General features: G+C 71.1%; 21 protein-coding genes and 1 pseudogene. 9 read left to right on the top strand and 13 right to left on the bottom strand.

Annotated features, from left to right (window positions below; genetic code table 11):
* Nucleotides 1-25: 25 nt before the first annotated feature.
* On the bottom strand, nt 26-712 hold the full coding sequence (locus KUM44_RS31005; protein WP_217213064.1) for a response regulator transcription factor: 687 nt from the start codon (nt 710-712) through the stop codon (nt 26-28).
* Between the two features lie 437 nt (nt 713-1,149).
* On the opposite strand from KUM44_RS31005, the gene KUM44_RS31000 reads away from it, so the two are divergent.
* Nucleotides 1,150-1,557, top strand: coding sequence for a MarR family winged helix-turn-helix transcriptional regulator (locus KUM44_RS31000; protein ID WP_254390324.1), 408 nt, complete (start codon nt 1,150-1,152; stop codon nt 1,555-1,557).
* A 19-nt stretch (nt 1,558-1,576) separates the two neighbouring features.
* Here KUM44_RS31000 and KUM44_RS30995 read toward each other — a convergent pair whose 3' ends face one another.
* The gene (locus KUM44_RS30995) at nt 1,577-2,782 is read right to left on the bottom strand and encodes an MFS transporter (RefSeq protein ID WP_308402774.1); all 1,206 of its coding nucleotides are present in this window, start codon (nt 2,780-2,782) and stop codon (nt 1,577-1,579) included.
* Between the two features lie 54 nt (nt 2,783-2,836).
* Here KUM44_RS30995 and KUM44_RS30990 point away from each other — a divergent pair, with 54 nt between their 5' ends.
* From KUM44_RS30990 to KUM44_RS30975, 4 genes are all read left to right on the top strand, one after another.
* Nucleotides 2,837-3,595, top strand: a complete 759-nt coding sequence (locus tag KUM44_RS30990) for a helix-turn-helix transcriptional regulator (protein ID WP_217213062.1) — start codon at nt 2,837-2,839, stop codon at nt 3,593-3,595.
* A gap of 73 nt (nt 3,596-3,668) precedes the next feature.
* Nucleotides 3,669-4,049: a DoxX family protein gene (locus tag KUM44_RS30985; RefSeq protein WP_217213061.1), complete on the top strand. Its 381-nt coding sequence runs from the start codon at nt 3,669-3,671 to the stop codon at nt 4,047-4,049.
* Nucleotides 4,046-4,504 carry a peroxiredoxin gene (locus KUM44_RS30980; RefSeq protein WP_302186071.1) on the top strand — a complete coding sequence of 153 codons (459 nt, stop codon included), beginning with the start codon at nt 4,046-4,048 and terminating at the stop codon, nt 4,502-4,504. The genes KUM44_RS30985 and KUM44_RS30980 overlap by 4 nt, the downstream gene beginning before the upstream one ends.
* A 100-nt stretch (nt 4,505-4,604) precedes the next feature.
* The gene (locus KUM44_RS30975; RefSeq protein ID WP_217213097.1) at nt 4,605-6,941 is read left to right on the top strand and encodes a SpoIIE family protein phosphatase; all 2,337 of its coding nucleotides are present in this window, start codon (nt 4,605-4,607) and stop codon (nt 6,939-6,941) included.
* On the opposite strand, the gene KUM44_RS30970 is transcribed toward KUM44_RS30975, so the two are convergent.
* The 3 genes from KUM44_RS30970 to KUM44_RS30960 form a co-directional block, all read right to left on the bottom strand.
* Nucleotides 6,942-7,376 carry a cupin domain-containing protein gene (locus KUM44_RS30970; protein ID WP_217213060.1) on the bottom strand — a complete coding sequence of 145 codons (435 nt, stop codon included), beginning with the start codon at nt 7,374-7,376 and terminating at the stop codon, nt 6,942-6,944. It lies immediately after the preceding gene.
* 150 nt (nt 7,377-7,526) lie between these two features.
* Entirely contained in the window at nt 7,527-8,138 is a 612-nt protein-coding gene (locus tag KUM44_RS30965) for a DNA polymerase ligase N-terminal domain-containing protein (protein WP_217213059.1), read from the bottom strand.
* Between the two features lie 55 nt (nt 8,139-8,193).
* Complete coding sequence (locus tag KUM44_RS30960; protein WP_217213058.1) at nt 8,194-9,024, bottom strand: aldo/keto reductase; 831 nt, start codon at nt 9,022-9,024, stop codon at nt 8,194-8,196.
* Between the two features lie 95 nt (nt 9,025-9,119).
* On the opposite strand from KUM44_RS30960, the gene KUM44_RS30955 reads away from it, so the two are divergent.
* Nucleotides 9,120-10,184: a LacI family DNA-binding transcriptional regulator gene (locus tag KUM44_RS30955; RefSeq protein WP_217213057.1), complete on the top strand. Its 1,065-nt coding sequence runs from the start codon at nt 9,120-9,122 to the stop codon at nt 10,182-10,184.
* A gap of 168 nt (nt 10,185-10,352) precedes the next feature.
* Here the strand turns inward: KUM44_RS30955 and KUM44_RS30950 are convergent, their stop codons facing one another.
* From KUM44_RS30950 to KUM44_RS30935, 4 genes are read right to left on the bottom strand one after another with little or no spacing between them, the layout of a single operon-like run.
* On the bottom strand, nt 10,353-11,756 hold the full coding sequence (locus KUM44_RS30950; protein ID WP_217213056.1) for a glycoside hydrolase family 32 protein: 1,404 nt from the start codon (nt 11,754-11,756) through the stop codon (nt 10,353-10,355).
* Nucleotides 11,753-12,607 carry a carbohydrate ABC transporter permease gene (locus tag KUM44_RS30945; protein ID WP_217213055.1) on the bottom strand — a complete coding sequence of 285 codons (855 nt, stop codon included), beginning with the start codon at nt 12,605-12,607 and terminating at the stop codon, nt 11,753-11,755. Before KUM44_RS30945 ends, KUM44_RS30950 begins: the two co-directional genes overlap by 4 nt.
* A gap of 14 nt (nt 12,608-12,621) precedes the next feature.
* The gene (locus KUM44_RS30940) at nt 12,622-13,575 is read right to left on the bottom strand and encodes a carbohydrate ABC transporter permease (RefSeq protein WP_217213054.1); all 954 of its coding nucleotides are present in this window, start codon (nt 13,573-13,575) and stop codon (nt 12,622-12,624) included.
* The gene (locus KUM44_RS30935) at nt 13,572-14,981 is read right to left on the bottom strand and encodes an extracellular solute-binding protein (RefSeq protein WP_217213053.1); all 1,410 of its coding nucleotides are present in this window, start codon (nt 14,979-14,981) and stop codon (nt 13,572-13,574) included. The genes KUM44_RS30940 and KUM44_RS30935 overlap by 4 nt, the downstream gene beginning before the upstream one ends.
* Before the next feature lie 253 nt (nt 14,982-15,234).
* Between KUM44_RS30935 and KUM44_RS30930 the strand changes: the two genes are divergently transcribed.
* Nucleotides 15,235-16,803 carry a glycoside hydrolase family 32 protein gene (locus tag KUM44_RS30930; protein ID WP_217213096.1) on the top strand — a complete coding sequence of 523 codons (1,569 nt, stop codon included), beginning with the start codon at nt 15,235-15,237 and terminating at the stop codon, nt 16,801-16,803.
* Nucleotides 16,804-16,923: 120 nt separating this feature from the next.
* A complete protein-coding gene (locus tag KUM44_RS30925; RefSeq protein WP_217213052.1) occupies nt 16,924-17,886 on the top strand; it encodes a TauD/TfdA family dioxygenase in 963 nt (320 codons plus the stop codon).
* A 26-nt stretch (nt 17,887-17,912) separates the two neighbouring features.
* Here the strand turns inward: KUM44_RS30925 and KUM44_RS30920 are convergent.
* A pseudogene (locus KUM44_RS30920) lies at nt 17,913-18,452 on the bottom strand (alpha/beta fold hydrolase); the annotation flags it as partial.
* Here KUM44_RS30920 and KUM44_RS30915 point away from each other — a divergent pair.
* Nucleotides 18,339-19,013, top strand: coding sequence for a helix-turn-helix transcriptional regulator (locus KUM44_RS30915; protein ID WP_217213051.1), 675 nt, complete (start codon nt 18,339-18,341; stop codon nt 19,011-19,013). The pseudogene KUM44_RS30920 and the gene KUM44_RS30915 overlap by 114 nt on opposite strands.
* Nucleotides 19,014-19,194: 181 nt before the next feature.
* Here KUM44_RS30915 and KUM44_RS30910 read toward each other — a convergent pair whose 3' ends face one another.
* From KUM44_RS30910 to KUM44_RS30900, 3 genes are all read right to left on the bottom strand, one after another.
* Nucleotides 19,195-20,367, bottom strand: a complete 1,173-nt coding sequence (locus tag KUM44_RS30910; protein ID WP_308402773.1) for an ROK family protein — start codon at nt 20,365-20,367, stop codon at nt 19,195-19,197.
* Nucleotides 20,368-20,591: 224 nt separating this feature from the next.
* Nucleotides 20,592-21,584 carry a phosphotransferase gene (locus KUM44_RS30905; RefSeq protein WP_308402772.1) on the bottom strand — a complete coding sequence of 331 codons (993 nt, stop codon included), beginning with the start codon at nt 21,582-21,584 and terminating at the stop codon, nt 20,592-20,594.
* A 114-nt stretch (nt 21,585-21,698) separates the two neighbouring features.
* Complete coding sequence (locus KUM44_RS30900) at nt 21,699-23,048, bottom strand: aspartate aminotransferase family protein (RefSeq protein WP_217213049.1); 1,350 nt, start codon at nt 23,046-23,048, stop codon at nt 21,699-21,701.
* Between the last annotated feature and the right edge of the window lie 47 nt (nt 23,049-23,095).

The following is a 23,095-nucleotide window of genomic DNA, read 5'->3' as shown; positions in this document are numbered from 1 at the left end:
TTTCCCCTGAACGGCGGCCCGTACCTCAGTGGCCCTCGTGCGGCGGTACGGCCCGCACCAGCCCCGACTGGTAGGCCACCACGACGAGTTGGGCACGGTCGCGGGCGCCCAGCTTCGTCATGGCGCGGTGGACGTGGGTCCGCACGGTCAGCGGGCTGACGAAGAGCTTCTCGGCGATCTCCTCGTTGGAGTGCCCCTCGGCCACCCAGGCCATGACCTCCCGCTCGCGTGCGGTGAGGGCGGCGAGGTGCTCCGGTGCCGCCGACTGCGAGCTCTCGGCGGGGGAGGCCAGGAACCGGGTGATGAGCGTGCGGGTGGCGGTGGGGGAGAGGAGCGAGTCGCCGGCTGCCACGGTCCGGATGCCGTCCAGCAGCACGTCCGCCGTGACGTCCTTGCCGAGGAATCCGCTCGCCCCGGCCCGCAGCGCCTGCGCCACGTACTCGTCGATCTCGAACGTCGTGAGGATCAGCACCCGCACCGCCGTGAGATCCGGGTCGGCGCAGATCGCGGACGTCGCGGCCAGCCCGTCGGCGCCGGGCATACGGATGTCCATCAGCACCAGGTCGGGGCGGTGGGCCCGGGCGAGGTCGACAGCCTCGGCACCGTCGGCGGCCTCGCCGACCACCTCCATGTCCGGGCACGAGTCGATCAGGATCCGGAAGGTGGCCCGCAGCAGGGTCTGGTCGTCGGCGAGCAGCACGCGGATGGTCATGGAGGCGTTTCTTCCGGTTCCGGAACATGGGACGGCGCCCAGCATGTCTGGTCAGGCCCCCGTCGTCGTCGTCCGCCTGCCGCAGGTCGCGGGTACTCGGAACGCAGTATGCGCCCCGGGTCACGTCATCCCGGAGCAGGACGAGCAGGACGGCCCATGCCGGGCTCCTTCACTGTTCGCCGATCACCGCTTCTTCAATCAATCGACTGCGGCTCTTCGCCGAACACGGCGTCCACTCCGGTCGACCCCCACCCCACGGTCCACCTGGGACGACGCCGCCAACGGCCTCGCCGACGCCGTCGTCGGCAGGTGGCCGGCCCCGGTCACGCCTGGCCGCTGACACCACCGCAGCAGGAGCAGGGACCCCCGAGCACGCCACCGGCTCCGTGCGGCAGCGCGGCGGCGGCCTTGGCCGGGAGTCGCTGTCACGGTCGCACTTGGCACTGGCCGGAGTGCCGCTGGACCCGGCCGCCGTGGCGCTGCTGCGGCAGATCGCCGACTCGGAGTCGCTGCGCCCCGGGGAACTCGCCGACCGGCTCGGTGTGGAGGCCTCGCACGTCACGCGGACGGCGCAGCAGCTCCAGAAGTCCGGATACGTCACCCGTGTCCCCGACCCGCAGGACCGCCGCGCCCAGCGCATCCAACTCACCGAGGCCGGCCGTCAGGCCATCGCCCGCGTCCGCGACGCCGGTGCCTGCGGCATGCAACTGGCCCTGGCCGACCGGACCGCCGACGAACTGCGGCAGCTGGCCACCCTGTTCCACCGCGGGGTCGACGACTTCCCCGCCCACGCCGTCGACGAGGAGCCCGGACCGCAGCCGACCGCACCGGCCGCGACCGCCTGACCGGTCGGCCCGGGCGCGATCATGCCGACGCCGTGCGAGGGCGCTGACCGGACGAGTCGGACGAGTCGGCGGCCCGCCCGGGCGGCGCCGGCTCCCGCAGCCCGCACAACAGCAGTCGCCCCAGCGCGGGCAGGGCGATCAGCGGGACGAGCGCGGTCCGCAGCGAGGTGGCGTCGGCGAGCGCCCCGACGACCGGGGCGGCGAGACCACCCACGCTCACGGCCAGCCCCAGCGTCACCCCGCTCGCGGTGCCCACCCGCCGGGGCAGATAGTCCTGGCCGAGCGTGATGTGCAGCGAGAACGGCACATACAGGCCGGCCGACGTCAGGGCGACGAACAGATACACAGAAGGCCCCGGAACGAGCACCACCCCGGCCACCGCGAGCCCGGTCAGCACATACGCGTGGCGTACGACCCTGAGCCGCCCGAACCGCCCGGCGAGCCGGCCCCCGGCCACCGTGCCCACCGCGCCGCCGACGTAGAGCACACACAGCGCGGCCGTACCGGCCACGTCCCCGCCCCCGGTGCGCTGACGGACGTACAGCGCGACGAAGGCGCTCAGGCCGACGAAGACGATCGACCGGCACACGATGGCACCGGACAGCCGCAGAAACGACCCCCAGTCGTCGCAACCGGCACCCTCGCCCCGGACGGCGGCCGTGCCGCCGCCGGCGGCCGAACGCATCGCCGCCGCGCACAGGACCGCCCCCGCGACCGCGGGCACGACCAGCAGGGGAGAGGCACCCAGGCCGCCGGTGGCGACCACCGCCGCCACCAGCAGCGGCGCCAGCGCGAAACCGACGTTGCCACCGAGAGAGAACCAGCCCATCGCCGTATGACTGCCGTGCGCGGCGTCACGGGCCGCGCGGGCGGCCTCCGGATGGTAGGCGGCGACCCCGATCCCCGAGACGGCGACCACCGTCAGCGTGAGCGCGTAGGAGTGCACGACCCCGCTCAACGCGACCCCCGCACCGCCCGTCAGCGCGCTCAGCGGCAGCAGCCAGGGCATCGCCCACCGGTCGGTCAGCGCGCCGAACAGCGGCTGCACCAACGACGACAGCAAGGACGCGGCGAGGACGACGCCCGAGGCGGCGGCGTAGCTGTAGGCGCGCTCGGCGACGAAGAAGGGGACGAGGGCCGCGACCGCGCCCTGGTACACGTCGACACAGGCGTGGCCCAGGGACAGCAGGGTGATGGCTCGGTTGCGTACGCGTTTGGTGGACACCCTGCGATCGTGGCGGCGTCCGCCCATGGCCCGCTTCCGATAATCTGCCTTGTTGTGTCGAACATCCGCCACGAGCCGGTCGCGCCGACCCGCGCCCAGGCACTGGCCGCCGGTGAACACATCGACGCGCACCGGCACGACGACCACCAGATCGTCTACGCCGGCTCCGGAGTCCTCGCCGTCACCACCGACGCCGGCACCTGGTTCGCCCCGGGCAACCGCGCCATCTGGGTCCCCGCCGGCACCGTGCACGCGCATCGCGCCCACGGTCACCTCGACCTGCACCTCGTCGGCCTGCCCGCCGACGACAACCCGCTCGGCCTGGGCGCCCCCACGGTCCTCGCCGTCAGCGCGCTCCTGCGCGAGCTGATCCTCGCCTACACCCGCGACCCGGCCGACGACAGCGCGGAACGCCGCCGTCTGCTCGCCGTGCTGCGTGACCAGCTGCGCGCATCGCCCCAGCAGCCCCTGCGCCTGCCCACCCCGACTGATCCACGGCTGGCCGAGGTCTGCGCACTCGTCCAGGCCGACCCCGCCGACGCGCGCACCCTCGCCGCTCTCGGCGCCGCGGCCGGCGTCGGTGAGCGCACCCTCAGCCGGCTCTTCCGCAGTGAGTTCGGCATGACCTTCCCGCAGTGGCGCACCCAGTCGCGGCTGTACCACGCGCTGCGGCTGCTCGCCGAGGACACCCCTGTCACCACCGTCGCCCACCGCTGCGGCTGGTCCTCCGCCAGCGCTTTCATCGACGTCTTCCGCCGCTCCTTCGGATACACCCCCGGAAGCCACAACCGCCGCTCGCCACAGGGCCGATGAACAGGCAGGGGCGGTGGCAGGCCCTCGCCTACCCTCCGGTAGCATCCGGCGGCAGGCCATCCAAGGAGGATCCGTGCCCCGGTCCGAACGCTCACCCCTGCTGCTCGCCGGCCTGCTGGCCACCGCGGGCGTCGCGCACTTCGCCGTCCCCCGCCAGTTCGACGCGACCGTTCCGCGCTCCCTGCCGGGGACGCCCCGGACCTGGACGTACGCCAGTGGCGTCGCCGAACTCGCGCTGGCGGCGGGTCTGGCGTCGCCGCGTACCCGCAAGGCCGCCGCGCTGGCCACCGCGGCCTTCTTCGTCGGTGTGTTCCCCGCCAATGTGAAGATGGCCGCCGACTGGCGGCACCGCCCCACCCCCCAGAAAGCCGCCGCGTTCGGCAGGCTGCCGCTCCAGATCCCCCTCGTGCTGTGGGCCCGGGGCGTCGCGAAGAACGCGGAGGGCCGGGCATGAGCGCACAGCTGAAGACCGGCGACAAGGTCGAGGACTTCGCCCTGCCGGACGAGACCGGCACCACCCGCAGCCTCACCGAGCTGCTCGCCGAAGGGCCGGTGGTCCTCTTCTTCTACCCCGCCGCCCTCACCCCCGGCTGCACCGCCGAGGCCTGCCACTTCCGGGACCTCGCCGCCGAGTTCGCCGCAGTCGGGGCACGGCCGGTCGGCATCAGCGCAGACTCGGTCGAACGCCAGCAGGAGTTCGCCGACCGCCACACGCTGGGCATGACCCTGCTCTCCGACGCCGACGGGACGGTCCGGGAGCAGTTCGGCGTGGCACGCGGCTTCTCACTGGCCCCCACCAAACGGGTCACCTTCGTCATCGGGCAGGACCGCACGGTCCTGGAGGTCGTCCGCAGCGAACTGCGGATGAACACCCACGCCGACCGGGCCCTCGCCGCCCTGCGCAAGTGACCACCCCGGCCCCGGTCGGCGCGACCGGCGGGGCCCGGCGGGCCTGACCGTCCTGCCGTCGCGGTTGATGCGGTGCGGCGCAGGACTCATGCTGGACGACATGGAGCGCGTCTGCGCCGTGGCGGTCCTCGACGCCCAGGCAGTGGTCAAGGGGTGGAGCGAGGGTGCCCGACGGCTGACCGGCCACACGGCCGAGGAGGTCGTGGGACGGCCCGCGCGGGACCTGCTCGCCGAGGAACCGTCGCCCGCCGACCTGGCCGCGCTGACCGGCACCGTCACCCTGCGCCACCGCGACGGCTCGCAGGTGCCCCTGGTCCTGCGGGCCTACCTCGTGCTGGCCGCCGACGGCGAACCCGACGGCTACATGCTCACCGGCGAACCCCCCGGCGACCAGCGACCCGACCTGGGCGAGCGCGCCTTCCAGCAGGCCTCCATGTCGATGTCCGTCCTCGACACCGACCAGCGCTATCTGCGGCTCAACGGCGCCGCCTGCCAGGTGATGGGCGTACCGGAGGACGTCCTGATCGGCCGGGACTTCCTGGAGACAGTGGAGGACGCCGAGCACAGCCGCGGCTTCCACTGGCATCTGCGCAAGGTCGCCGAGACCGGCGTACCCGTCCGCTACGAGAGCTTCACCGGAGCCCCGGCCCTGAACCGGGAGCACGCCTGGAGCATCGAGATGTGGCCGGTCCGGGACGACTCCGGCGTTGTCCGGGGCACCGCCCTGGCGGCGTTCGACAGCTCCGACCAGTACCGGGCACGGCAGCGGCTGGCCCTGCTGAACGAGGCGGCGGCCGCCATCGGCACCACCCTGGACGTGGTGCGCACCGCCGAGGAGGTCATCGGCATCGTGGTGCCCCGGTTCGCCGACTTCGCCAGCGTCGACCTGTTCGACTGGGTCCTCGGAGCGGAGGAGCCGCCGGCCCTGTCCGGCACCGACATCGCCCTGCGCCGCGTCGCCCACGGCTCCGGTACCGAGGGCACCCCGGAAGCCGCCGTACACCTGGGCGAGGTGGACTTCTACCCGCCGTTCTCGCCGCCGGCGCGGGCGATCCTGGAAGGCCGGGTGATGCAGAGCCAGGCGGGCGATCCGGCCTTCATACGGTGGGTCGCGGAACGCAACGCCCGCGCTCCGGAGGGCCGGCCGCACCGCGTGGGCGCCCACTCGATGATGGCGGTGCCGCTGCGGGCCCGCGGCATCACGCTCGGCGTCGCGGTGGCCGTGCGCATCAGACAGCCGGACGAATACGGCGAGGACGACGCCGTCTTCGCCGAGGAACTCGCCAGCCGGGCCGCCGTCTGCATCGACAACGCCCGCCGCTTCGCCCGCGAACGCACCACAGCGCTCGCCCTCCAGCACAACCTGCTGCCCCGGGGCCTGTCCGGTCAGGCGGCCGTCGAGGTGGCACACCGCTATCGGCCGTCCGGATCACAGGCCGGCATCGGCGGCGACTGGTTCGACGTGATCCCGCTGTCCGGTGGCCGCGTCGCCCTCGTCGTCGGGGACGTCGTCGGACACGGCATCCCGTCGTCGGCCACCATGGGCCGTCTGTGCACGGCCGTACGCACCCTCGCCGACGTGGACCTGCCGCCCGACGAACTCCTCACCCATCTCGACGACCTGGTCACCCATCTCGCCGGGGACGACAGAGACGAGGTCGCCGAACTGGGGGCCACCTGCCTCTACTCCGTCTACGACCCCGTCACCCGCCGCCTCAGCCTCGCCGCCGCCGGCCACCCACCACCGGCCCTGGTCCTGCCCGACGGCACCACGCAGGTCATCGAGATGAGCGCGGGACCCCCGCTCGGCGTCGGCGGGCTGCCGTTCGAGGCGATGGAGGTGGAACTGCCCGAGGGCTCGCTGGTCGCGCTGTACACGGACGGCCTCATCGAGGACCGCGACCGCGACATCGACCACGCCATCGCCGAACTGTGCCACGCGCTGACCGCGCCCGCCGAGTCCCTCGACGCCCTCTGCGACACCGTGCTCAAGGCCGTGCTGCCGGAGGACCCCAGCGACGACGTGGCCCTGCTGCTGGCCCGCACCCGGGCCCTGGGCGCGGACCGTATCGCCACCTGGGACGTCCTGCCGGACCCCGAGCACGTGGCGGCCACCCGGCAGGCCGCCACGGACCAACTGACCGCATGGGGACTGGACGAGGCGTCCTTCGTCACCGAACTCGTCGTCAGCGAACTCGTCACCAACGCCATCCGCTACGGCGCCCCGCCCATCCAGCTCCGCCTGATCCGCGACCGCACCCTCATCTGCGAGGTCTCCGACGGCAGTTCCACTTCCCCGCATCTGCGCCGGGCCCACGCCTACGACGAGGGTGGCCGCGGACTGCTGCTGGTCGCCCAGCTCACCCGGCGCTGGGGCAGCCGGCAGACCGGCAGCGGCAAGACGATCTGGGCCGAACAGCCGCTGCCGCCGGTGTGATCACTCGAACGGGCAGCCCGGGTTGGGCACGTCCTCGGAGAACGGCGCGCCGTGCGGGAGTATGTAGAACACCTCCAGGACGAGCGTGGTGTCGCCCAGGTTCCGGCCGAGATGGACATCGCTCGGACCGCCCGGCTCGCGCACGACGGTGCCCTGCGGATAGACGCCGTCGGAGGCGCAGTCGGAGTGGTAGTGGCTGAGCGTGCCCTGCTTCACGTACCCGTACACGGGACCGTCGTGGTAGTGCCAGCCGGTGGCCTGGCCGGGCGGCACCGTGACCTCTCGCAGGACGTAGTCGGTGTCGCCGACGGTGGTCTGACTGATGGTCCGGCCGGTGACGCCCGGGCCCGGGGGTGTCGCCTGCGCGGGGCCGCAGACGAGGACGGTGGCGGTGGCGACGGCGCCGGTGAGGGCGGCACGGAGTGCGGTGCGCATACGGGGAGCCTCCTGGGGACATGGGTTCCGCCGCGAACATAAAGGCAGACGGCCCCAGTTGGGGGCGGAACCCGAAGATCCGCAAGGCTCACGCGGCCGCGCCGCCCCTCGGCCGCTCCCGTATGACGTCCAGGAGACCGATCGCCAGCGTCACCCCTCGTCGCCGGCCGCGGCGACCTGGGCGAGGGTCCGACCGGACCGCACCGAACGCGCCCGGTACGGGTCGGGCGTGCCGTGCCCGCGCGCCCGGCCCTCGCGGGCCTTCACCAGCAACCACGCCTCCCGGTCGCCGTCCCGCCCGCCGCGGATCCGGGTGAGGGCGTACTCGCCGTGCAGCTTCGACCCGCTCAGCCGGAACGTGGCATGACCGTGCTCCAACGACTCCCCGAAGTCGACGGGCCGCCCCTTGCGGTCGTGGCTGAGGGGCTCGTACGTCCCGTGGTCCCAGACGATCACCGTGCCGCCGCCGTACTCGCCCTTCGGGATCACGCCCTCGAACTCCTCGTACTCCAGAGGGTGATCCTCGGTGGGCATGGCGAGCCGCTTGTCCTGCGGGTCGTCGGAGGGCCCCTTCGGCACCGACCAGGACTTCAGTACGTCGTCCACCTGGAGCCGGAAGTCGAAGTGCAGAGTCCTGGCGTCATGGATCTGCACCACGAACCGCGGCCGGTCACCGGAGGCGGCACCGTGGCCCTCCGGCTCCCGGGTCCGTCCGAAGTCACGCTTGCCCCGGTAGTCCCGCAACCGGTCCTTCTCACCCACGAGCGCCTCCTTCCCGAGCGCCCCGAGTACCCGCGGCGGCGCCCGCGACGCACGGTCAGAACTCCTCGTGCACCTCGGGGTCCCCGCCGACGCGCCGGTGGGCGCGGTCCGCGACGGCCGTCATCTGGGCGGCGCTCAGTTCGAAACCGAAGAGGTCGAGATTGGCGCGCTGCCGGCCCGGATCGCCCGACTTCGGGATCGGGACGGCGCCGAGCTGGACGTGCCAGCGCAGCACGACCTGCCCGGGCGTCACCCCGTGAGCCTCGGCGACCGCGCCGACGACCGGATCGTCCAGCAGGTCCGTGCCCCGGCCCAGCGGACTCCAGCTCTCGGTGAGGATGCCCCTGTCGGCGTGGAAGGCACGCAGCTCCGCCTGCGGGAAGTAGGGGTGCAGCTCGATCTGGTTGACGGACGGCAGGACCCCGGTCTCCTTGCCCAGCCGCTCGATGTGCCCGGCCGTGAAGTTGGAGACGCCGACCGACCGGACGAGGCCGTCCTCACGCAGCTTGATCATGGCCTTCCAGGAGTCCACGTACTTGTCGACGCGGGGAAGCGGCCAGTGGATGAGGTAGAGGTCCACGTAGTCCAGGCCGAGCCGGGCGCGGGACTCCTCGAAGGAGGCGAGGGTCTCCTCGTAGCCGTGGTGCCGGCCCGGGAGCTTCGTCGTCACGACCACCTCCTCGCGCGGGACGCCGCTGCGGGCGATGCCGCCGCCGACGCCGGTCTCGTTGCGGTAGTTCGTCGCCGTGTCGACCAGGCGGTAGCCCAGCTCCAGGGCGTCGACAACCGCCTGCTCGGCCTGCGTGTCGTCCATCGGCCAGGTGCCCAGGCCGATCGCGGGGATCGTCGTACCGTCGTTGGGCGTGTGCAGCGGAATGCTGATCACTGTCGGACCTTCCCTCGACTGTGCCGTACACCCAGCGTCACGGATAGGGTGAGGATCGATCAACCGGACGGGTGGGGATGAGGGCAGCGGACGGCATGGGCGGCACTGACGAGAAGCAGCCGACGGGATCCGGACGGCCCACGTCACGCGATGTCGCCCGGCTCGCCGGCGTGTCGCACACCGCGGTCTCCTTCGTCTTCAACGGCCGCGCCGAGGGCAACCTCTCGCCCGCCACGCAGGAACGCATCCGCCGGGCCGCCGCCCGGCTCGGCTACCGCCCCGACCCTGTCGCCCGCGGCCTGCGCCGCCGCCGTACGGCCGTGATCGGCCTGGTCACCGACGAGATCGCCTCCTCGCCCTTCGCCGGCCGGCTGCTGCGCGGCGCCATGGAGACCGCCTGGGACAGCGACCACCTCGTCCTGACCATCGACTCCGGCGGGGACCCGGCCAAGGAGGACGCAGCCGTCGCCGAACTCCTCGACCGACGCGTCGACGGCATCATCTACGCGGCCATGTCGCTGCGCCGCGTCCGCGTCCCCGAGGGACTGCACCGCACCCACTCCGTGCTCGCCAACTGCCTGCCCGAGGACGACTCCCTGCCCGCCGTCATCCCCGCCGAACGCGCGGGCGGTCGTACGGCGGCCCGGCTCCTGCTGGACGAGGGGCACCACCGGGTCGCCATGGTGGGCGGCCAGGACGACCTCGCCTCCGTCGACCGCCTGCGCGGCTTCCGGGACGCGCTGCGCGCCGAGGGCATCACCGTCCCCAAGGAGTGGGTCGTCCGCACCGGCGGCGAGATCGCCGGCGGCTACGAGGGCGCGATGCGCATCCTGCACGGCACCCCCGCCGACCGGCGCCCCACCGGCCTCTTCTGCTACAACGACCGGGTCGCGGCCGGCGTCCTGCACGCCGCGACCCGGCTCGGCATCACCGTCCCCGAGGACCTGTCGGTGGTCGGCTACGACGACCAGGAACACATGGCCGCGTTCCTCACCCCACCCCTCACCAGCGTCGCCCTGCCCCACCGAGCGATGGGCGAGGCGGCAGCGCGGCTGCTCCTGGGCGCCATCGACACGGGCAGGACACCGCCCGCGACGGTACGACGCCTGGCCTGCCCGGTGATGAGCCGCGCGTCGGTGGGACCGGCTCCCGGCCGGTGAGGCGCCCGGACGGTGGCTCTTGCGGGCCGGACGCCGTCCGCGGCGTGACGGTGCCCGGCCGGCGTGGTGATCAACCGTGCGTCACCGGGACCGCCTAACGGCCCGGTGACGGTACCGCTCGTGCGGGGAGACCGCCCGCGAGGGGACGGTTTCAGGCCCGCACGGTGATCAGCCTTGCGCCGGTGGGACCAGCTCCCAGCCGGTGACCGTGACCCCGGGGCCGCCCGACACGACGAGCTCGGGCACGTCGTCCGCTCGCCGGTAGATCCGCTCGGTGACCGTCGCCCGATCGCCGACGAACAGCTCGAAGAGTGAGCCGTCGACGAGGATCCGCACCTCCCGGGCCGGCGCCCGCACAACGATCGGTGCCGAACCCCCGGGTCCGGTCCGGGGCCAGTCGGCCCGGTTGAGCGTCACGGCGTCCTCGTCCGGGTCCAGCACGACCGTCAGCGCCGCGCCCGAGGCCGACCGCAGCAGGCTCACGGTGGTGCGGTCGGACGCGGTGACGGTCAGGTCGTAGGCCTGCGGCAGCGGGGTGCGTCGACCCGGCGCGGTGACGAACGGCTCGGCCGCGCGCAGCAGTTCGAGCTCCGGTGCAGGCAGGACCCGCACAGACCCGTCCGGGTGTGCGTCCACCACCCTCGGCGCGGTCAGGACCCCGGCCCAGCCCGCCCGGTCGACCTCGTCCTGGTCGCGGGCCTCCCACGACCAGCCCCACATCAACGCCCGGTCGGGCTCCTGGAGCACGGCGGGGGCGTAGAAGTCACGGCCGTGGTCGAGCCGCCCGCCGATGCGGGGTGCGAAGCGCAACCCGCCTTCGGCGTCGAGTTCCAGGCCACCGGTCAGATACCCGGTGCCGCACGGATCTCCGTCCCACAGCGACAGCACCAGCACCCAGTCCCCGCCCTGTGCCGAATACAGCTGCGGGCACTCCCAGCCCACCGCCCTGTCGCCGAAGGCATCCGCGGCGACCGGATCGGTGCCGTCCAGGAACACCCCGGCGAACCGCCAGTCGGTCAGGTCGTCGCAGTCGTACAGCAGCACGGACGGGGTCCCGTCGGCGTGCCCCGCGCCGACCAGCGCCCAGCGGCGCCCGCTGCTCCGGAACACGAAGGGGTCGCGGAACATGACCACGTCCAGGTCGGCGGGCGGACCGGTCACCACCGGCGTCGGCAGCGGCTTCCAGTCGGTGAGCGTCTCGTCCTGCGGGACCACGGCCCGGGCCAGGCAGATCGTGCCCAGGCCGGCGTGGTGGCGGTCGACGCCCGTGTACACCGCCGTCGGCACGCCGTCGTCGTCGACCATGCACCCGGACCAGCAGCCCGCCTCGTCCGGACCGCCGGGCGTCGGGGTGAGCGCGATCGGATGGTGCTCCCACTCGACGAGGTCGGCACTGGAGACGTGCCCCCAGTGGACGTTCGCGTGCACGGGAGCGTCGGGATTGTGCTGGTAGAAGAGGTGGTACCGGTCCCGCCAGCGGAAGGGCCCGTTGGGGTCGTTGATCCAGTTGGCCGGGGGACGGACCCGGAAGCGCGGGGCTGCGGGGTCCGTGGACTGAGCGGTGAGGCTCAACGGTTGACTCCTGCGGACGTGATGCCCTCGCGGAGAGGGCGCTGACCGACGACGAACACGGCGACGGCGGGGATCATGGAGAGGACGACACCGGCGAGCACCACCGAGATGGAGCCGGTGCCCAGGTTGCCCTGGAGGGAGACCAGACCCAGGGGGAGGGTGTAGTTCTGGCCGGAGGTCTCCAGGATCAGTGGGCGGAAGAACTCGTTCCAGTGGTAGTTGAAGGCCAGGACGCCGACGATCGCGAGGCCGGGCGCGGCCAGCGGGGCGTACACGGACCGGAAGATCCGCCAGGGCCCGCAGCCGTCCAGCATCGCCGCCTCGCCCAGGTCCTTGGGCATGCCCAGGAAGTACTGGCGCATCAGGAAGGTCCCGAACGCGGTCGGGAAGGCCGGGATGATCAGACCGAGCAGGGTGTCGGTCAGGCCCATCGACTTAAGGACCAGGAACACCGGCACGATCGTGACCTGCAACGGCACCATCATGGTCGCCAGGACCAGCCCGAACAGCGGCTTCTTGAACCGGAATTCGAGGCGCGCGAAGGCGTACCCGGCGAGACCCGCGGTGATCATCTGGCCCACCGCGATGAGGGCCGTCACCAGCGTGGAGTTCAGGGCGAGAAGCCAGACGTCGATCTGGTCGAAGACCCCGCTGTACGCCTCCAGGGACGGGTCCGTCGGGATGATCCTCGGCGGCAGGTCGAAGGCCTCGGCCGGGGCGCGCAGCGAGGTGGAGACGGTCCAGACGACCGGGCCCAGCGTCAGCAGTGCGCACACGGCCAGCGCGGCGATACGGGCCCACGGCGCGAGGGAGTGCCGGGTGCGGCTCAGGGACAGGCTTGCTTGGCTCATGGAAGTCACCCGGCTCACTGGTAGTGGACGAAACGCCGGCTGAGCCGGAACTGGAGGGCGGTGACCGCCATGATCAGCACGAACAGCAGCACACCCACCGCGGAGGCCTCACCGAAGCGCAGCTGCTCGAACGCGCTCTCGTAGATCACCATCACCACGGTGCGGGTGGCGTCACCGGGACCGCCGTTGGTGAGCACGTACGGCTGCTCGAAGACCTGTAGCGCGTTGATGATGCCGACCACCGACGCGACCAGCAGCGTGGGGGACAGCAGCGGCAGCGTCACGTTCAGGTGCTTGCGCAGGCCGGTCGCGCCGTCGAGGGAGGCGGCCTCGTGGATCTCCTTGGGGATGTTGTTCAGGCCTCCCACGAACAGCAGGAACGAGAACCCGAACTGCTGCCAGACGTAGACCAGGATCACTGTGGCCATCGCCGCGTTCTCGGACGTCAGCCACGGCACCGGAGCGATCCCGACCAGCCCGAGCAGCCAGTTCACGACCCCGAAGTCCTGGTTGAACAGGTACTTCATCACCACCGAGATCGACGCCGCGGACAGCACCAGCGGGAAGAAGAACGCCGACCGGAACACCGAGCGCAGCCACACCGGCATCCGCCCGTTCACCGCCAGGGCCAGCACCAGGGCGACGACGAGTTGCAGCGCGACCGCGAACACCATGAACACAAGCGTGTTGCGGAAGGACACCAGCACCGTGGAATCGGTGAAGACCTCACGGTAGTTGGCGGCCCCGGCGAAGCTCGGCTCGTCGATCACGTTCCAGTGGAAGAGGCTCAGCACCACCGAGCCGATGATCGGGACGACCGTGAAGACGACGATGCCGACGATCGTGGGCGTCAGGAACAGCGTGGCCAGCAGCCGCGAGCCACGGTCGCGGGCGGAGGCCCGGGGTGCGGGCGCCGGTGGCACGGTCGGCTGCTCGGGCCGTACGGCCGGTATCTGGGTGTTCGTCATACGTCACGCTCCATGGCCTTCTCCAGATCGCTCTGCATCCGGCGCAGCGCGGGGGCGACCGAGCGCCGCGACGCCAGGGCGGTACCGGTGTGCTTGAGCAGCACCTGCTCGACCTCGGCGACCTGCGGCGGGGCGGGGATCGGCCCGGTGTCGGGGAACTTGTCGAGGGTGTCGTAGAAGACCTGCCAGTGGTCCGGGCCGGTCTCGCGGTAGCGGTCGGCGGTCAGCATCGAGCGGCGCGCCGGGGTGGTCTGGTTGGTCTCGAACAGCCGCGTCAGGGTGTCCTTGCGGGCGGCGTACTTGATGAACTCCCAGGCCTCCTCCTGCCGCTTCGAGGTGCGCAGCAGCGCATAGCCGGCGGCGCCGTACTGCATGCGCTGCGTGCGCCAGCGCGGGAAGTACTGCACGTCGAAGCCGTCCGCCTTCATGCCCGCCAGGTGCAGGCCGCCCGCCCAGAAGCCGCCCGCGGGCGTGACGCCGACCCGGCCGGTGGAGAACACACCGATCAGGTTCTGGCCGTTGCCGCCCTCGGGGCGGGTGCACAGCCCTTCCTGGACGAGGGAGGCGAGATAGTCGTACGCCTCCTCCACGCGCGCGTCGGTGGCCTGCGGCGTCGTCCAGCGGAAGCCGCCCCCGCGCCCCTGCCGTGCGGCGGCCGGATAGAAGGAGTCCCACAGCCACCCCCCGCCCGGCGCCTTGGACTCGCTGAGCAGATTGGTGTCGTTGGCGAACAGCCAGGGCACCACGCCGCCCCACAGCCGGTTGGTCCAGAAGTACGGCGTGAACTGGGAGCCGCTGGACTGCTTCATGTCCCGCAGCAGGCCGGTGAAGTCGTCCCGTGTCCAGTCGGCCGCAGGGAAGTCCGCTCCGGCTCGCTTCAGCACCTGGTTGTTGAGGTACATGTCGGCGGCGTTGAACTCGACCGGCAGCTGGTAGAGGCTCCCCTCGTACATCATCGACTCCACCAGGGACGGGTGGACGTCGGTGAAGTACTCGCGCAGCTCCTCGGCGTCCCGCTTCACCCAGTCGTCCAGCGGGACCCCGAGGCGCTGCGCGAACAGCTGGACGCCCTCCGTGGCGACATACACGAGGTCGGGAGCGGTGCCCGCCGCGATCTGGGTGAGGATCTTCGCGAAGAAGTCCGACCAGTCGACGGCCTGCACGGCGTTGATGCGGAGCTTGATGTCGGGGTGGACCTGCTTGAAGCCCTCGGTGAGCGTGCGGATGGCCTCCGGCCCGTAGGCGGGGCCGAGGGTGGCGACGACGAGCGAGCCGTCGTCGCGGCCGGGTATGTCGGCTCCGGTGAGCCGGTCCCAGCCGGCGGCGGTACCGGCGAGCGCGGCGGCTCCCGCGCCGTAGGCGCCGTACCGCAGCAAGGTGCGGCGGGTGAGGTGCGAGTCGGTCATCTGAACGGGCCTAACTCGTGTTAGCCAGAATCTGATGCCCAGATGATGTGAAGGCCATCGCAACCCTGTCAAGAGTCGTGAACGGCTTGACCTTTAACGAGTTAGGCCTCACAGTTCCGATCCAGGCCGACCGGTCCGGGATTGAACGACTCCGGTTCTGGGGGCCAGTTCGGATCCGGTTCGGATCTCTATGAGCCGCAGTCCTGACGACGACGTCAGGGAAAGGAGCCTCGTCATGCGTGGCATATCCGGCATGCCCGGAATATCCAGGAGGTCGCTGTTCATCGCCTCGGCCGTGGGCGCGGCCGGTGCCTTACTTCCCGCCGGTTCGAGATCCGCGTCGGCGGCGCCGGTGTCCTCCGCGGCCACGACGGCCGCCGCCTGCACCGGAAGCTACCGCGCCGAGTACCACTTCACGGTTCCCGACCAGTGGATGAACGACCCGCAGCGGCCGGTGTGGATCGACGGTGAGTACCACTACTACTACCTCTACAACCCCGACTACTCGACAGGCGGCACGACCGCGGGCACGGCCTGGCGCCTAGCGACCAGCACCGACCTGGTGTCCTTCACCGACCGCGGGATCGCCGTGCCGAAGAACACCACCCCCAACGGCGACGTCTGGTCCGGCTCGGCGGTGATCGACACCGACAACACGGCGGGCTTCGGCGCGGGTGCGGTGATCGTCCTCGCCACCATGGCGCCCGACGACGTCACGCAGGCGCAGTACCTGTACTACTCCACCGACGGCGGCCGTTCGTTCACCAATCACGGCACCGCCCCGGTCCTGCCCAACCCCGGTGTCCGGGACTTCCGCGATCCCAAGGTCATCCGCGACGAGGAACGCGGGCGCTGGGTGATGACGCTCGCCGAGAACGACAAAGTGGGCTTCTACCACTCCGCCGATCTCAAGTCGTGGACGTACGTCGGCGGCTTCATCAAAGGCGGCATCGGAGTGCTGGAGTGCCCGGACCTGTTCCGCATCCGGGCGGCGGACGGCACCTGGAAGTGGGTCCTGGGCGTGAGCGCCAATGGCAAGGGATCCGGACTGCCGAGCACGTACGCCTACTGGACAGGGTCCTTCGACGGCACCACGTTCACGCCCGACCTGAGCGATCCGCAATGGCTCGACCACGGCTGGGACTGGTACGCCGCCGTCACCTTCGAGAAGCGGCACGCCGGCGGCACGCTCGACCCGGCGGCGAGGTACGCGATCGGCTGGATGAACCACTGGGACTACGCCAACACCACGCCCACCATCGAGTGCGACGGCTTCAACGGCACCGACTCGATCGTCCGCGAGATCACGCTGAAGCGGGCGGCGGGCGGCACGTACTATCTCGCCTCCCAGCCGGTCGCCGGTCTCGACGCCCATGTCTCCCGCACGGTCGACCTCGGTGACCTGGAGGTCGAGGGGACCCTCCTGCTCGACTACACGGGCGCCGCGTACGAGGTGTCCACCGACATCACCTGGGACCAACTGACCGGCGCGGGGCTCCAGTTGCGGCGTTCCTCCGACGGCGGCCGCCACATCGACGCCGGGATCTACGGCGACTACGCCTTCGTCAACCGCGGATACACCGTGAGCCCCGACAGCAGCGGCCGGTGGCAGGAGAGCCGGAGTCCCTTCGACGCGTCCGCGGGCACGGTGCGGCTGCGCATTCTGATCGACCGGACTTCCATCGAGATGTTCGTGGACGACGGCCGCTACACGCACTCGACCGAGGTCTTCCCGGATCCGTCCGACACCGGGCTGGCGCTGTTCACGATCGGCGGCACGGCGGTCTTCCGGAACACGGTGATACGGGAGTTCGCCGTCTGAAGCCGCTTCGAGCCGCTGTGCCCCGAGGCCCTGTCGCCATGCCCGCCGAACGCTGTCACGATCTTCCCTGTAACCGGCTCGGAACGGAGCCGGCGGGGACGGACGACCGACGGAGCGGGCATGACGACGGACAGCACCATCGCGGACGGCACGGGGATCGAGGTGCGACCGGTCGCCGGGCACATCGGGGCGGAGATCACGGGCGTCGACCTGGCCGGGGAACCGGACGACGCCGTGGTCGCCGCGATCCGGGCGGCGGTGCTGCGCTGGAAGGTGGTCTTCTTCCGGGGGCAGCGGCTGGACCACGCCGGGCATGTGGCGTTCGCGCGCCGGTTCGGCGAGCCGGTCGTCCTGCGCAAGCGGGGGAGCGCCTCGCCGGCCGGCTTCCCCGAGATCGAGACGACCGCCGACCGGCTGGAGCTGGGCGGGAGGTTCGGCATGGAGCACGACGAGTGGCTACGGCGCCGCCGCCACACCCTGCTGCGCGGCTGGCACTGCGACCACGGCGCCCGTATCGACCCGCCCGCCGCGACCGTCCTGCGCGCCGAGACCGTACCCCCGTACGGCGGCGACACGACCTGGTCGAACCTGGCGGCCGCCTACGCCGGACTGTCCGGCCCGGTGAAGGAATTCGTGGACGGCCTGCGCGCCGAGCACCGCCTCGGCGTCGGCTACCAGCCCCGGCCCGGCGACGACGCGTACGTCCGCCATCTGCTGGACCACCAGGTCGCCTCGCTGCATCCGCTCGTGCGCGTCCATCCGGAGACGGGGGAGCGGGTGCTCTGCGTCAACGGCTACTACGTCGAGCAGATCGCCGGCCTCTCGCGGGCCGAGAGCGGCGCGATCCTGGAGATGCTGCTGGAGCAGGCCGTGCGCCCCGAGTACACGGTCCGCTTCCGCTGGGAGCCCGGCAGCGTCGCCTTCTGGGACAACCGGGCCACCATCCACCTCGCCCCCAGCGACAACGCCCACCTCGACTTCCCCCGGACCATGCACCGGGTGATGCTCGCCGGGGACGTACCGGTGGGGGTGGACGGCAAACCGTCGGAGGCGATCGTCGGGACCGAGCCGGGACGCTGGTAGGCGACGCCGGGCTCTGCTCGGCGGGCTCAGCGGCCGACGAGCTCCCGCAGCGCCTTCGCCACGACGTCCGGCGCCTCCTCCGCCACGAAGTGGCCGCAGGTCACCGTGGTGTGCACCAGATCGGGCGCCCAGGCCCGCCACAGCGCCGCCGCGTCGAAGCCGAGGGCCGCGCCCCAGTCCTGCTGGAGCACGCTGACGGGCAACCGGAGCGTGTTTCCGGCCGCCCGGTCGGCCCGGTCGTGCTCGACGTCGACGCGGGCCGAGGCCCGGAAGTCGGCCACGATCGACGGCACGGCCTCGCGGCAGGCGGCCAGGTAGGCGGCCGCGGACCTCGTCCGGGACGGCTCGCCGGCCGGTCGCCCAGGTGTCGAGGAAGTGTGGCCGAAGAAGGCGTCCGGCGCGGCGCTGATCAGTCGTTCGGGCAGACCGGGCGGCTGGGCCAGCAGATAGAGATGGAAGCCGACGGCCGCGCTCACGCCGTGCATCACCTCCCACATGTCCAGGGTCGGCAGGACGTCGAGACACGCCAGATGCGTGACCCTGTCCGGGTGGTCGAGCGCGGCGCGGCCCTCACCGCGGTGGAGCTGCTGACCGAGGTGACCGAGGCCGCGGGGACGCACTGGGCGTTGGGCGTCCAGGCACGCTCGCGTGCCCTGCTCAGCGACGGGGAGGCCGCCGAAGCGCTCCACCGGGAGGGCATCGAGCGGCTCGGCCGTACCCGGATGCGGGCCGAACTGGCCCGGGCTCACCTGCTGTTCGGGGAGTGGCTGCGCCGGGAGAACCGCCGCAGCGACGCGCGCGAGCAGCTGAGGACCGCGTACGAGATGTTCTCCGGCTTCGGCGCCGCCGGGTTCGCCGAGCGGGCCCGTCGCGAGTTGCAGGGAACCGGCGAGTCCGTCCTCAGACGTGCGGTCGCGGCACCGGTGACGCTGACCGCGCAGGAGGCACAGATCGCGCATCTGGCCCGTGACGGCATGACCAACCCCGAGGTCGGCGCGCACCTGTTCATCAGCCCGCACACCGTCGAATGGCACCTGCGCAAGGTGTTCGTCAAACTCGGCATCACCTCCCGTAGACAACTGCGCACCACCCTCACCGACCGGCCACCCACGGCGGCGCCGGCCTGAGGCGTACCGCGGAAGCCGGATCCCGAGGCCCGCTGGACGGGGGGCCGGAACACCGGCAAGCCCATGCCCGAACTCGTCTCCAAGGAGGAGTCGGAGCAGCGCGCCCACCTGCGCGCCGCGGCCCACCTGGCTGCCGCGCGCCCTCCCGACATCCTGGATTGGTATCGGCGGATACTCCCAATCAAAATGCCGGCGCGGTTTGCTCCTGCCGTGGTCCCTGACTGCGTGCCTTGAGCAGCGTGTCCCGTAGGCGGTTGTGGGTCATGGCCAGGCTGGCGTGCATCGCGCCGCGTGCTACCGAGAGTCCCAGAACCTGGGAGACCGTCGTGATCCGGGGGATGGCCGGCAAGGTCTGTTCGAGTCGCTTGCGTACCTCGGGGAGCACTTCGTCCACCAAGGGGCGCAACCGGCCGACGAAGTAGACGGATTCGGGATCGAGTGTCACGGCGACGATGCTCACGGCGGTCGTGACCGCCGTCGTGAACGCCTTGAGCATCTCCGCACGGGCTCGATGGTCCTGAGACGTCAGCCACAGGTCCTCGACGCGTCCGACGTCCAGTCCGTGTTCACGAGCGAACGTCACCAGCCCTGAGGCGCTCAGCAGCCCGTTGAGGGTGCGGTCGCCGATGCCCGAGGACAGGGAACCGATGTCGCCGAACGCGGGAGTACGTCCCCGAGCCAGTTCCTGGTCCCCGCAGGTGGCGAAACTCAGGGTGCTGCTGACGCTGAACAGGGCAGCGTTACGGAGGCTCGCGTCGTCCGTGAGCACCTGGAGCAAGGACGCGTTCGCGTCACTGTCCAAGGTCACTGGAGCGTCGACGAGCTTTTCGACGGTTCGCTGGAGGTCTCTGCCGGAGAAGGTTTTCATCGGATCGGCAGGCCGAAAGACCTCGGCGCCGTCGCGGACATGGGCCGGCAGTGCCACGACGACCTGGCGCAGCGGCCCTCGTGCGGATGCGCTGGTCCGCGCGATCAGGTCGACCAGCCACCGGCCGGCAGCGGGAACGTCGTGGTGCTCGGCCGTCGGCACGATCACGTGTCCGATCTCACGGCCGCGTAGGTCGGTCACGAGCACGCCGGTGGTCACTGCGCCGAAGCCGACGCCCACGACGTGTCCGGCCGTCTCGGGCACATCGAGGTACGTCGACGGACGGCCACGCCCGGCGACGGCGTCCACTTCGCCGTCCACGACGAACCCGTCGGTGCGTAGTTCCTCGACGGCCCGCGACACCGTCGCCTTGCTCAGCCCCGTGAGCTCGATGAGCTTGTTCCGGGTCAACGGCGCGTGGGCGAGGACCACGTCAAGGACACGTGCCTTGTTGTAGTCGCGCGGTGTGGGGTTGATGCTGCTCACCTCATGACCTTAGCGAGACCGTACGCAGCCCGAACCAGTGGTCTCTGCCGGACTTGCCGAACCGCCCGTGGGCGTCGGCAAAGGCGCGGATCCTTGGCTCGCCTGCGCTTTTGCTCAGCTCCGCCTGCATCGGCAGCCGAGGCCGTCGCCGGGGTGACGATCTCGTCGAGTGAGGTCAGGTCGGCCGTGCCGGACGCCGAGGAGTGTCGCCTCAGGGGCGCCGCTCAAGGCGTGTCATCGCGGGTGCCGAGCAAGCGGGCCACGACCTCCTCCATGGCGACGGCCATGGCCCGCTCCACGTTGGTCCAGTCGTCTCTGGCGTGCTCGAGCAGGTAGTCGCGACGCTCCGGCACTCGTTCCGCGCGCCAATGGGTGACCAGCGCGCGAAGTGTCAGGCGTGCCAGCGCGGCAACAGGCAGGAGCGGGAGTTCGGTGTCCTTGATCGGCCGGGCCCGCTCGTATCCCGCGACGAAGCTGCATGCCTCGCGCCAGGGATCCCGCGGTGTCCGGCCGAGAAGGTTCGCGAGAGACACGGCAGGATCGAAGATCAAAGCACTGCGCATGCTGTCACCGAAGTCGATCACTCCGGTGACGAAGCTGTCTGTCCGCGGATCCACCAGGACGTTGTAGGGGCTGTAGTCACCATGGATCACTTGGGTCTCGAGATCACCCAGCCTCGGAACAATTGCCTCGCGGAAAAGGCGGAACACCTCTTGAGCCAGCCGACGGTGCGCGGCGCCGGGCGTGTACTCGATGATCTCCCGCAGCTGGTCGAAGTGCCGAAGGTCCCACACAAGGCGCCGCTCGTCCGCCGGATGCCTGAATGACCGCAGAGCCAGATCCACTCGCCCGAGCATCTGCCCGGCCCTGGCAAGCTGGTGGGGATCGGGGTTCGTCCGCGCCAGGACGGCACCTTCGACGAAGTCGAAGACGCGCAGGACTCGAACCCGGCCGTCTTTCGTCTCTATCGGTACGTTGTCGCTGCCTTCGGTGGTCTCCTTGACCCGCTGGACGGGGAGATGAGGAGCTTCGGCTTCGAGGTGACGCATCACAGCCGTCTGTAGAGCTACGACAGCTACCGCCTCGTCGGGCGGGGAAACCTTGACGAGATGGCCGGCCGTGCCGGTGCGCAGCCGGAACGTGTCGTCCTTCTCGGTCGCCAGCCGCTCGAGATGTCCGCTCAGCCGGTAGTGCCGGGCGAGGAGGGCGTCCACCACGTTCGTCTCGATGGGCTCGTGGGACGATGCCAGGCCGCTCTCCTCGAACAGCTGCTGGGCGATACGTGCGGGGGGCGAGGTGTTCACCGTTCGGTCCCTTCGGCTTCCGGCCCGCTACAGGCGCGTCTCGGCGATCTGAGCGAAGGTCTCCAGGAATCGCGTCACGTCGGCCGAGTCGAAGGCCAGCGGGGGTCGGATCTTGAGCACATTGACTGCTTCCCCGGTGCCGCTGATGAGGACTCGACGTTCGCGCATGTCGTTGATGACGTGGTCGGCGCGGACTCGATCGGGCTCCAGCGACTCCCGGTCCTTCACGAGTTCGACGCCCACGTACAGACCACTGCCGCGGACCTCCGCGACGTGGGGAGACTCGCGAGTGATCTCCTCGAGGCCGGCTCGAAGCGCCCTGCCGTTGTCGAGGACCCGCTGCTGCACGTTCTCAGCTTCGAAGACGTCCAGCACCGCGGCACCGGCGGCAACCGCGATCGAACTGCCCGCAAAGGTGTTGAAGTAACGGACATTCCGCCCGAACTCCTCGCACACCTCGGGCCTGAAAACCACACCGGAGATCGGCATGCCGTTGCCCATGGGCTTGCCCATCGTGACGATGTCCGGAAGCACCCCATGGCGGCTGAACCCCCACATCGACTCACCGAGCCGGGCGAATCCCGACTGGACCTCGTCGGCGATGTACACGCCGCCCGCGGCATGCACCTCCTCGACCATGTCACGCAGGTAACCGACGGGATCGGTGAAGAGGCCGTCGCTGGAGTACGCGCAGTCGGTGATCAGCGCCGCAAGCCGGTAGCCGTGGCGCTCGAGGTCGTTGATCGCGCCGCGCACCTGGCTTCGCATGTGGTCGGGAAGCGATGAACCCGGCGGGACGAGCCGCGGATCAGGGGCATCGATGAGCCGCACGTTCGGCCCGAGCGGTGAGCCCGCGCCGAGAGTCGGCGAGAAGCTCGCGACCTCGCGAGTGAGACCGTGGTATGCCCAGCGAGTCACCACGATTCCCTCGCCGCCCGTGTGGAACCGAGCCACTCGCATGGCCAGGTCGTTCGCCTCCGACCCGCTGCACGCGAAGCTGACCCTCGAGAGCGCTTCGGGCATGGTCGCGAGGAGGCGCTCGGCGTAGTCGACGAGCGATTCCTGCACGTAGCGCGTGTTGGTGTTGACCGCCGCCATCTGGCGGGACACGGCCTCGACCACGTGCGGGTGTGCGTGACCGACGCAGGGCACGTTGTTGTAGGCGTCGAGGTAGTCGTTGCCGTCCCGGTCGAACAGGTGAGCACCTCGGCCGGAGACGAACTCGACCGGCTCCCGGTAGTTCAGTGCGTAACCGGGGCCCAGCGCGCTGTTTCGACGCTTGATGGTGGACCGCAGCCGCTCGGGCAGTTCACCGAGCGCTGCGGGGTCGAACCTGTTGGGGTAGTTGGCCAGCGCTCGACTCGGAGTGGAAGTCATCTGCGGGTCCCCTTCGTGGCTTGCATCTTGGCCCGGCTGCTTCAGAG

Source organism: Streptomyces sp. AC550_RSS872, assembly GCF_019049285.1.
GTDB lineage: Bacteria > Actinomycetota > Actinomycetes > Streptomycetales > Streptomycetaceae > Streptomyces.
The sequence above is the reverse complement of the archived record's forward strand: the minus strand, read 5'-3'. Positions and strand labels throughout refer to the sequence as shown.

Bases quoted from the DNA above. Each gene is read 5' to 3' on its own strand.
- KUM44_RS31005 (WP_217213064.1), bottom strand. From the start codon at position 712: ATGACCATCCGCGTGCTGCTCGCCGACGACCAGACCCTGCTGCGGGCC.
- KUM44_RS30980 (WP_302186071.1), top strand. From the start codon at position 4,046: ATGAGCGCACAGCTGAAGACCGGCGACAAGGTCGAGGACTTCGCCCTG.
- KUM44_RS30975 (WP_217213097.1), top strand. From the start codon at position 4,605: ATGGAGCGCGTCTGCGCCGTGGCGGTCCTCGACGCCCAGGCAGTGGTC.
- KUM44_RS30970 (WP_217213060.1), bottom strand. From the start codon at position 7,376: ATGCGCACCGCACTCCGTGCCGCCCTCACCGGCGCCGTCGCCACCGCC.
- KUM44_RS30955 (WP_217213057.1), top strand. From the start codon at position 9,120: ATGGGCGGCACTGACGAGAAGCAGCCGACGGGATCCGGACGGCCCACG.
- KUM44_RS30945 (WP_217213055.1), bottom strand. From the start codon at position 12,607: ATGAGCCAAGCAAGCCTGTCCCTGAGCCGCACCCGGCACTCCCTCGCG.
- KUM44_RS30940 (WP_217213054.1), bottom strand. From the start codon at position 13,575: ATGACGAACACCCAGATACCGGCCGTACGGCCCGAGCAGCCGACCGTG.
- KUM44_RS30935 (WP_217213053.1), bottom strand. From the start codon at position 14,981: ATGACCGACTCGCACCTCACCCGCCGCACCTTGCTGCGGTACGGCGCC.
- KUM44_RS30930 (WP_217213096.1), top strand. From the start codon at position 15,235: ATGCCCGGAATATCCAGGAGGTCGCTGTTCATCGCCTCGGCCGTGGGC.
- KUM44_RS30925 (WP_217213052.1), top strand. From the start codon at position 16,924: ATGACGACGGACAGCACCATCGCGGACGGCACGGGGATCGAGGTGCGA.
- KUM44_RS30915 (WP_217213051.1), top strand. From the start codon at position 18,339: ATGGAAGCCGACGGCCGCGCTCACGCCGTGCATCACCTCCCACATGTC.
- KUM44_RS30900 (WP_217213049.1), bottom strand. From the start codon at position 23,048: ATGACTTCCACTCCGAGTCGAGCGCTGGCCAACTACCCCAACAGGTTC.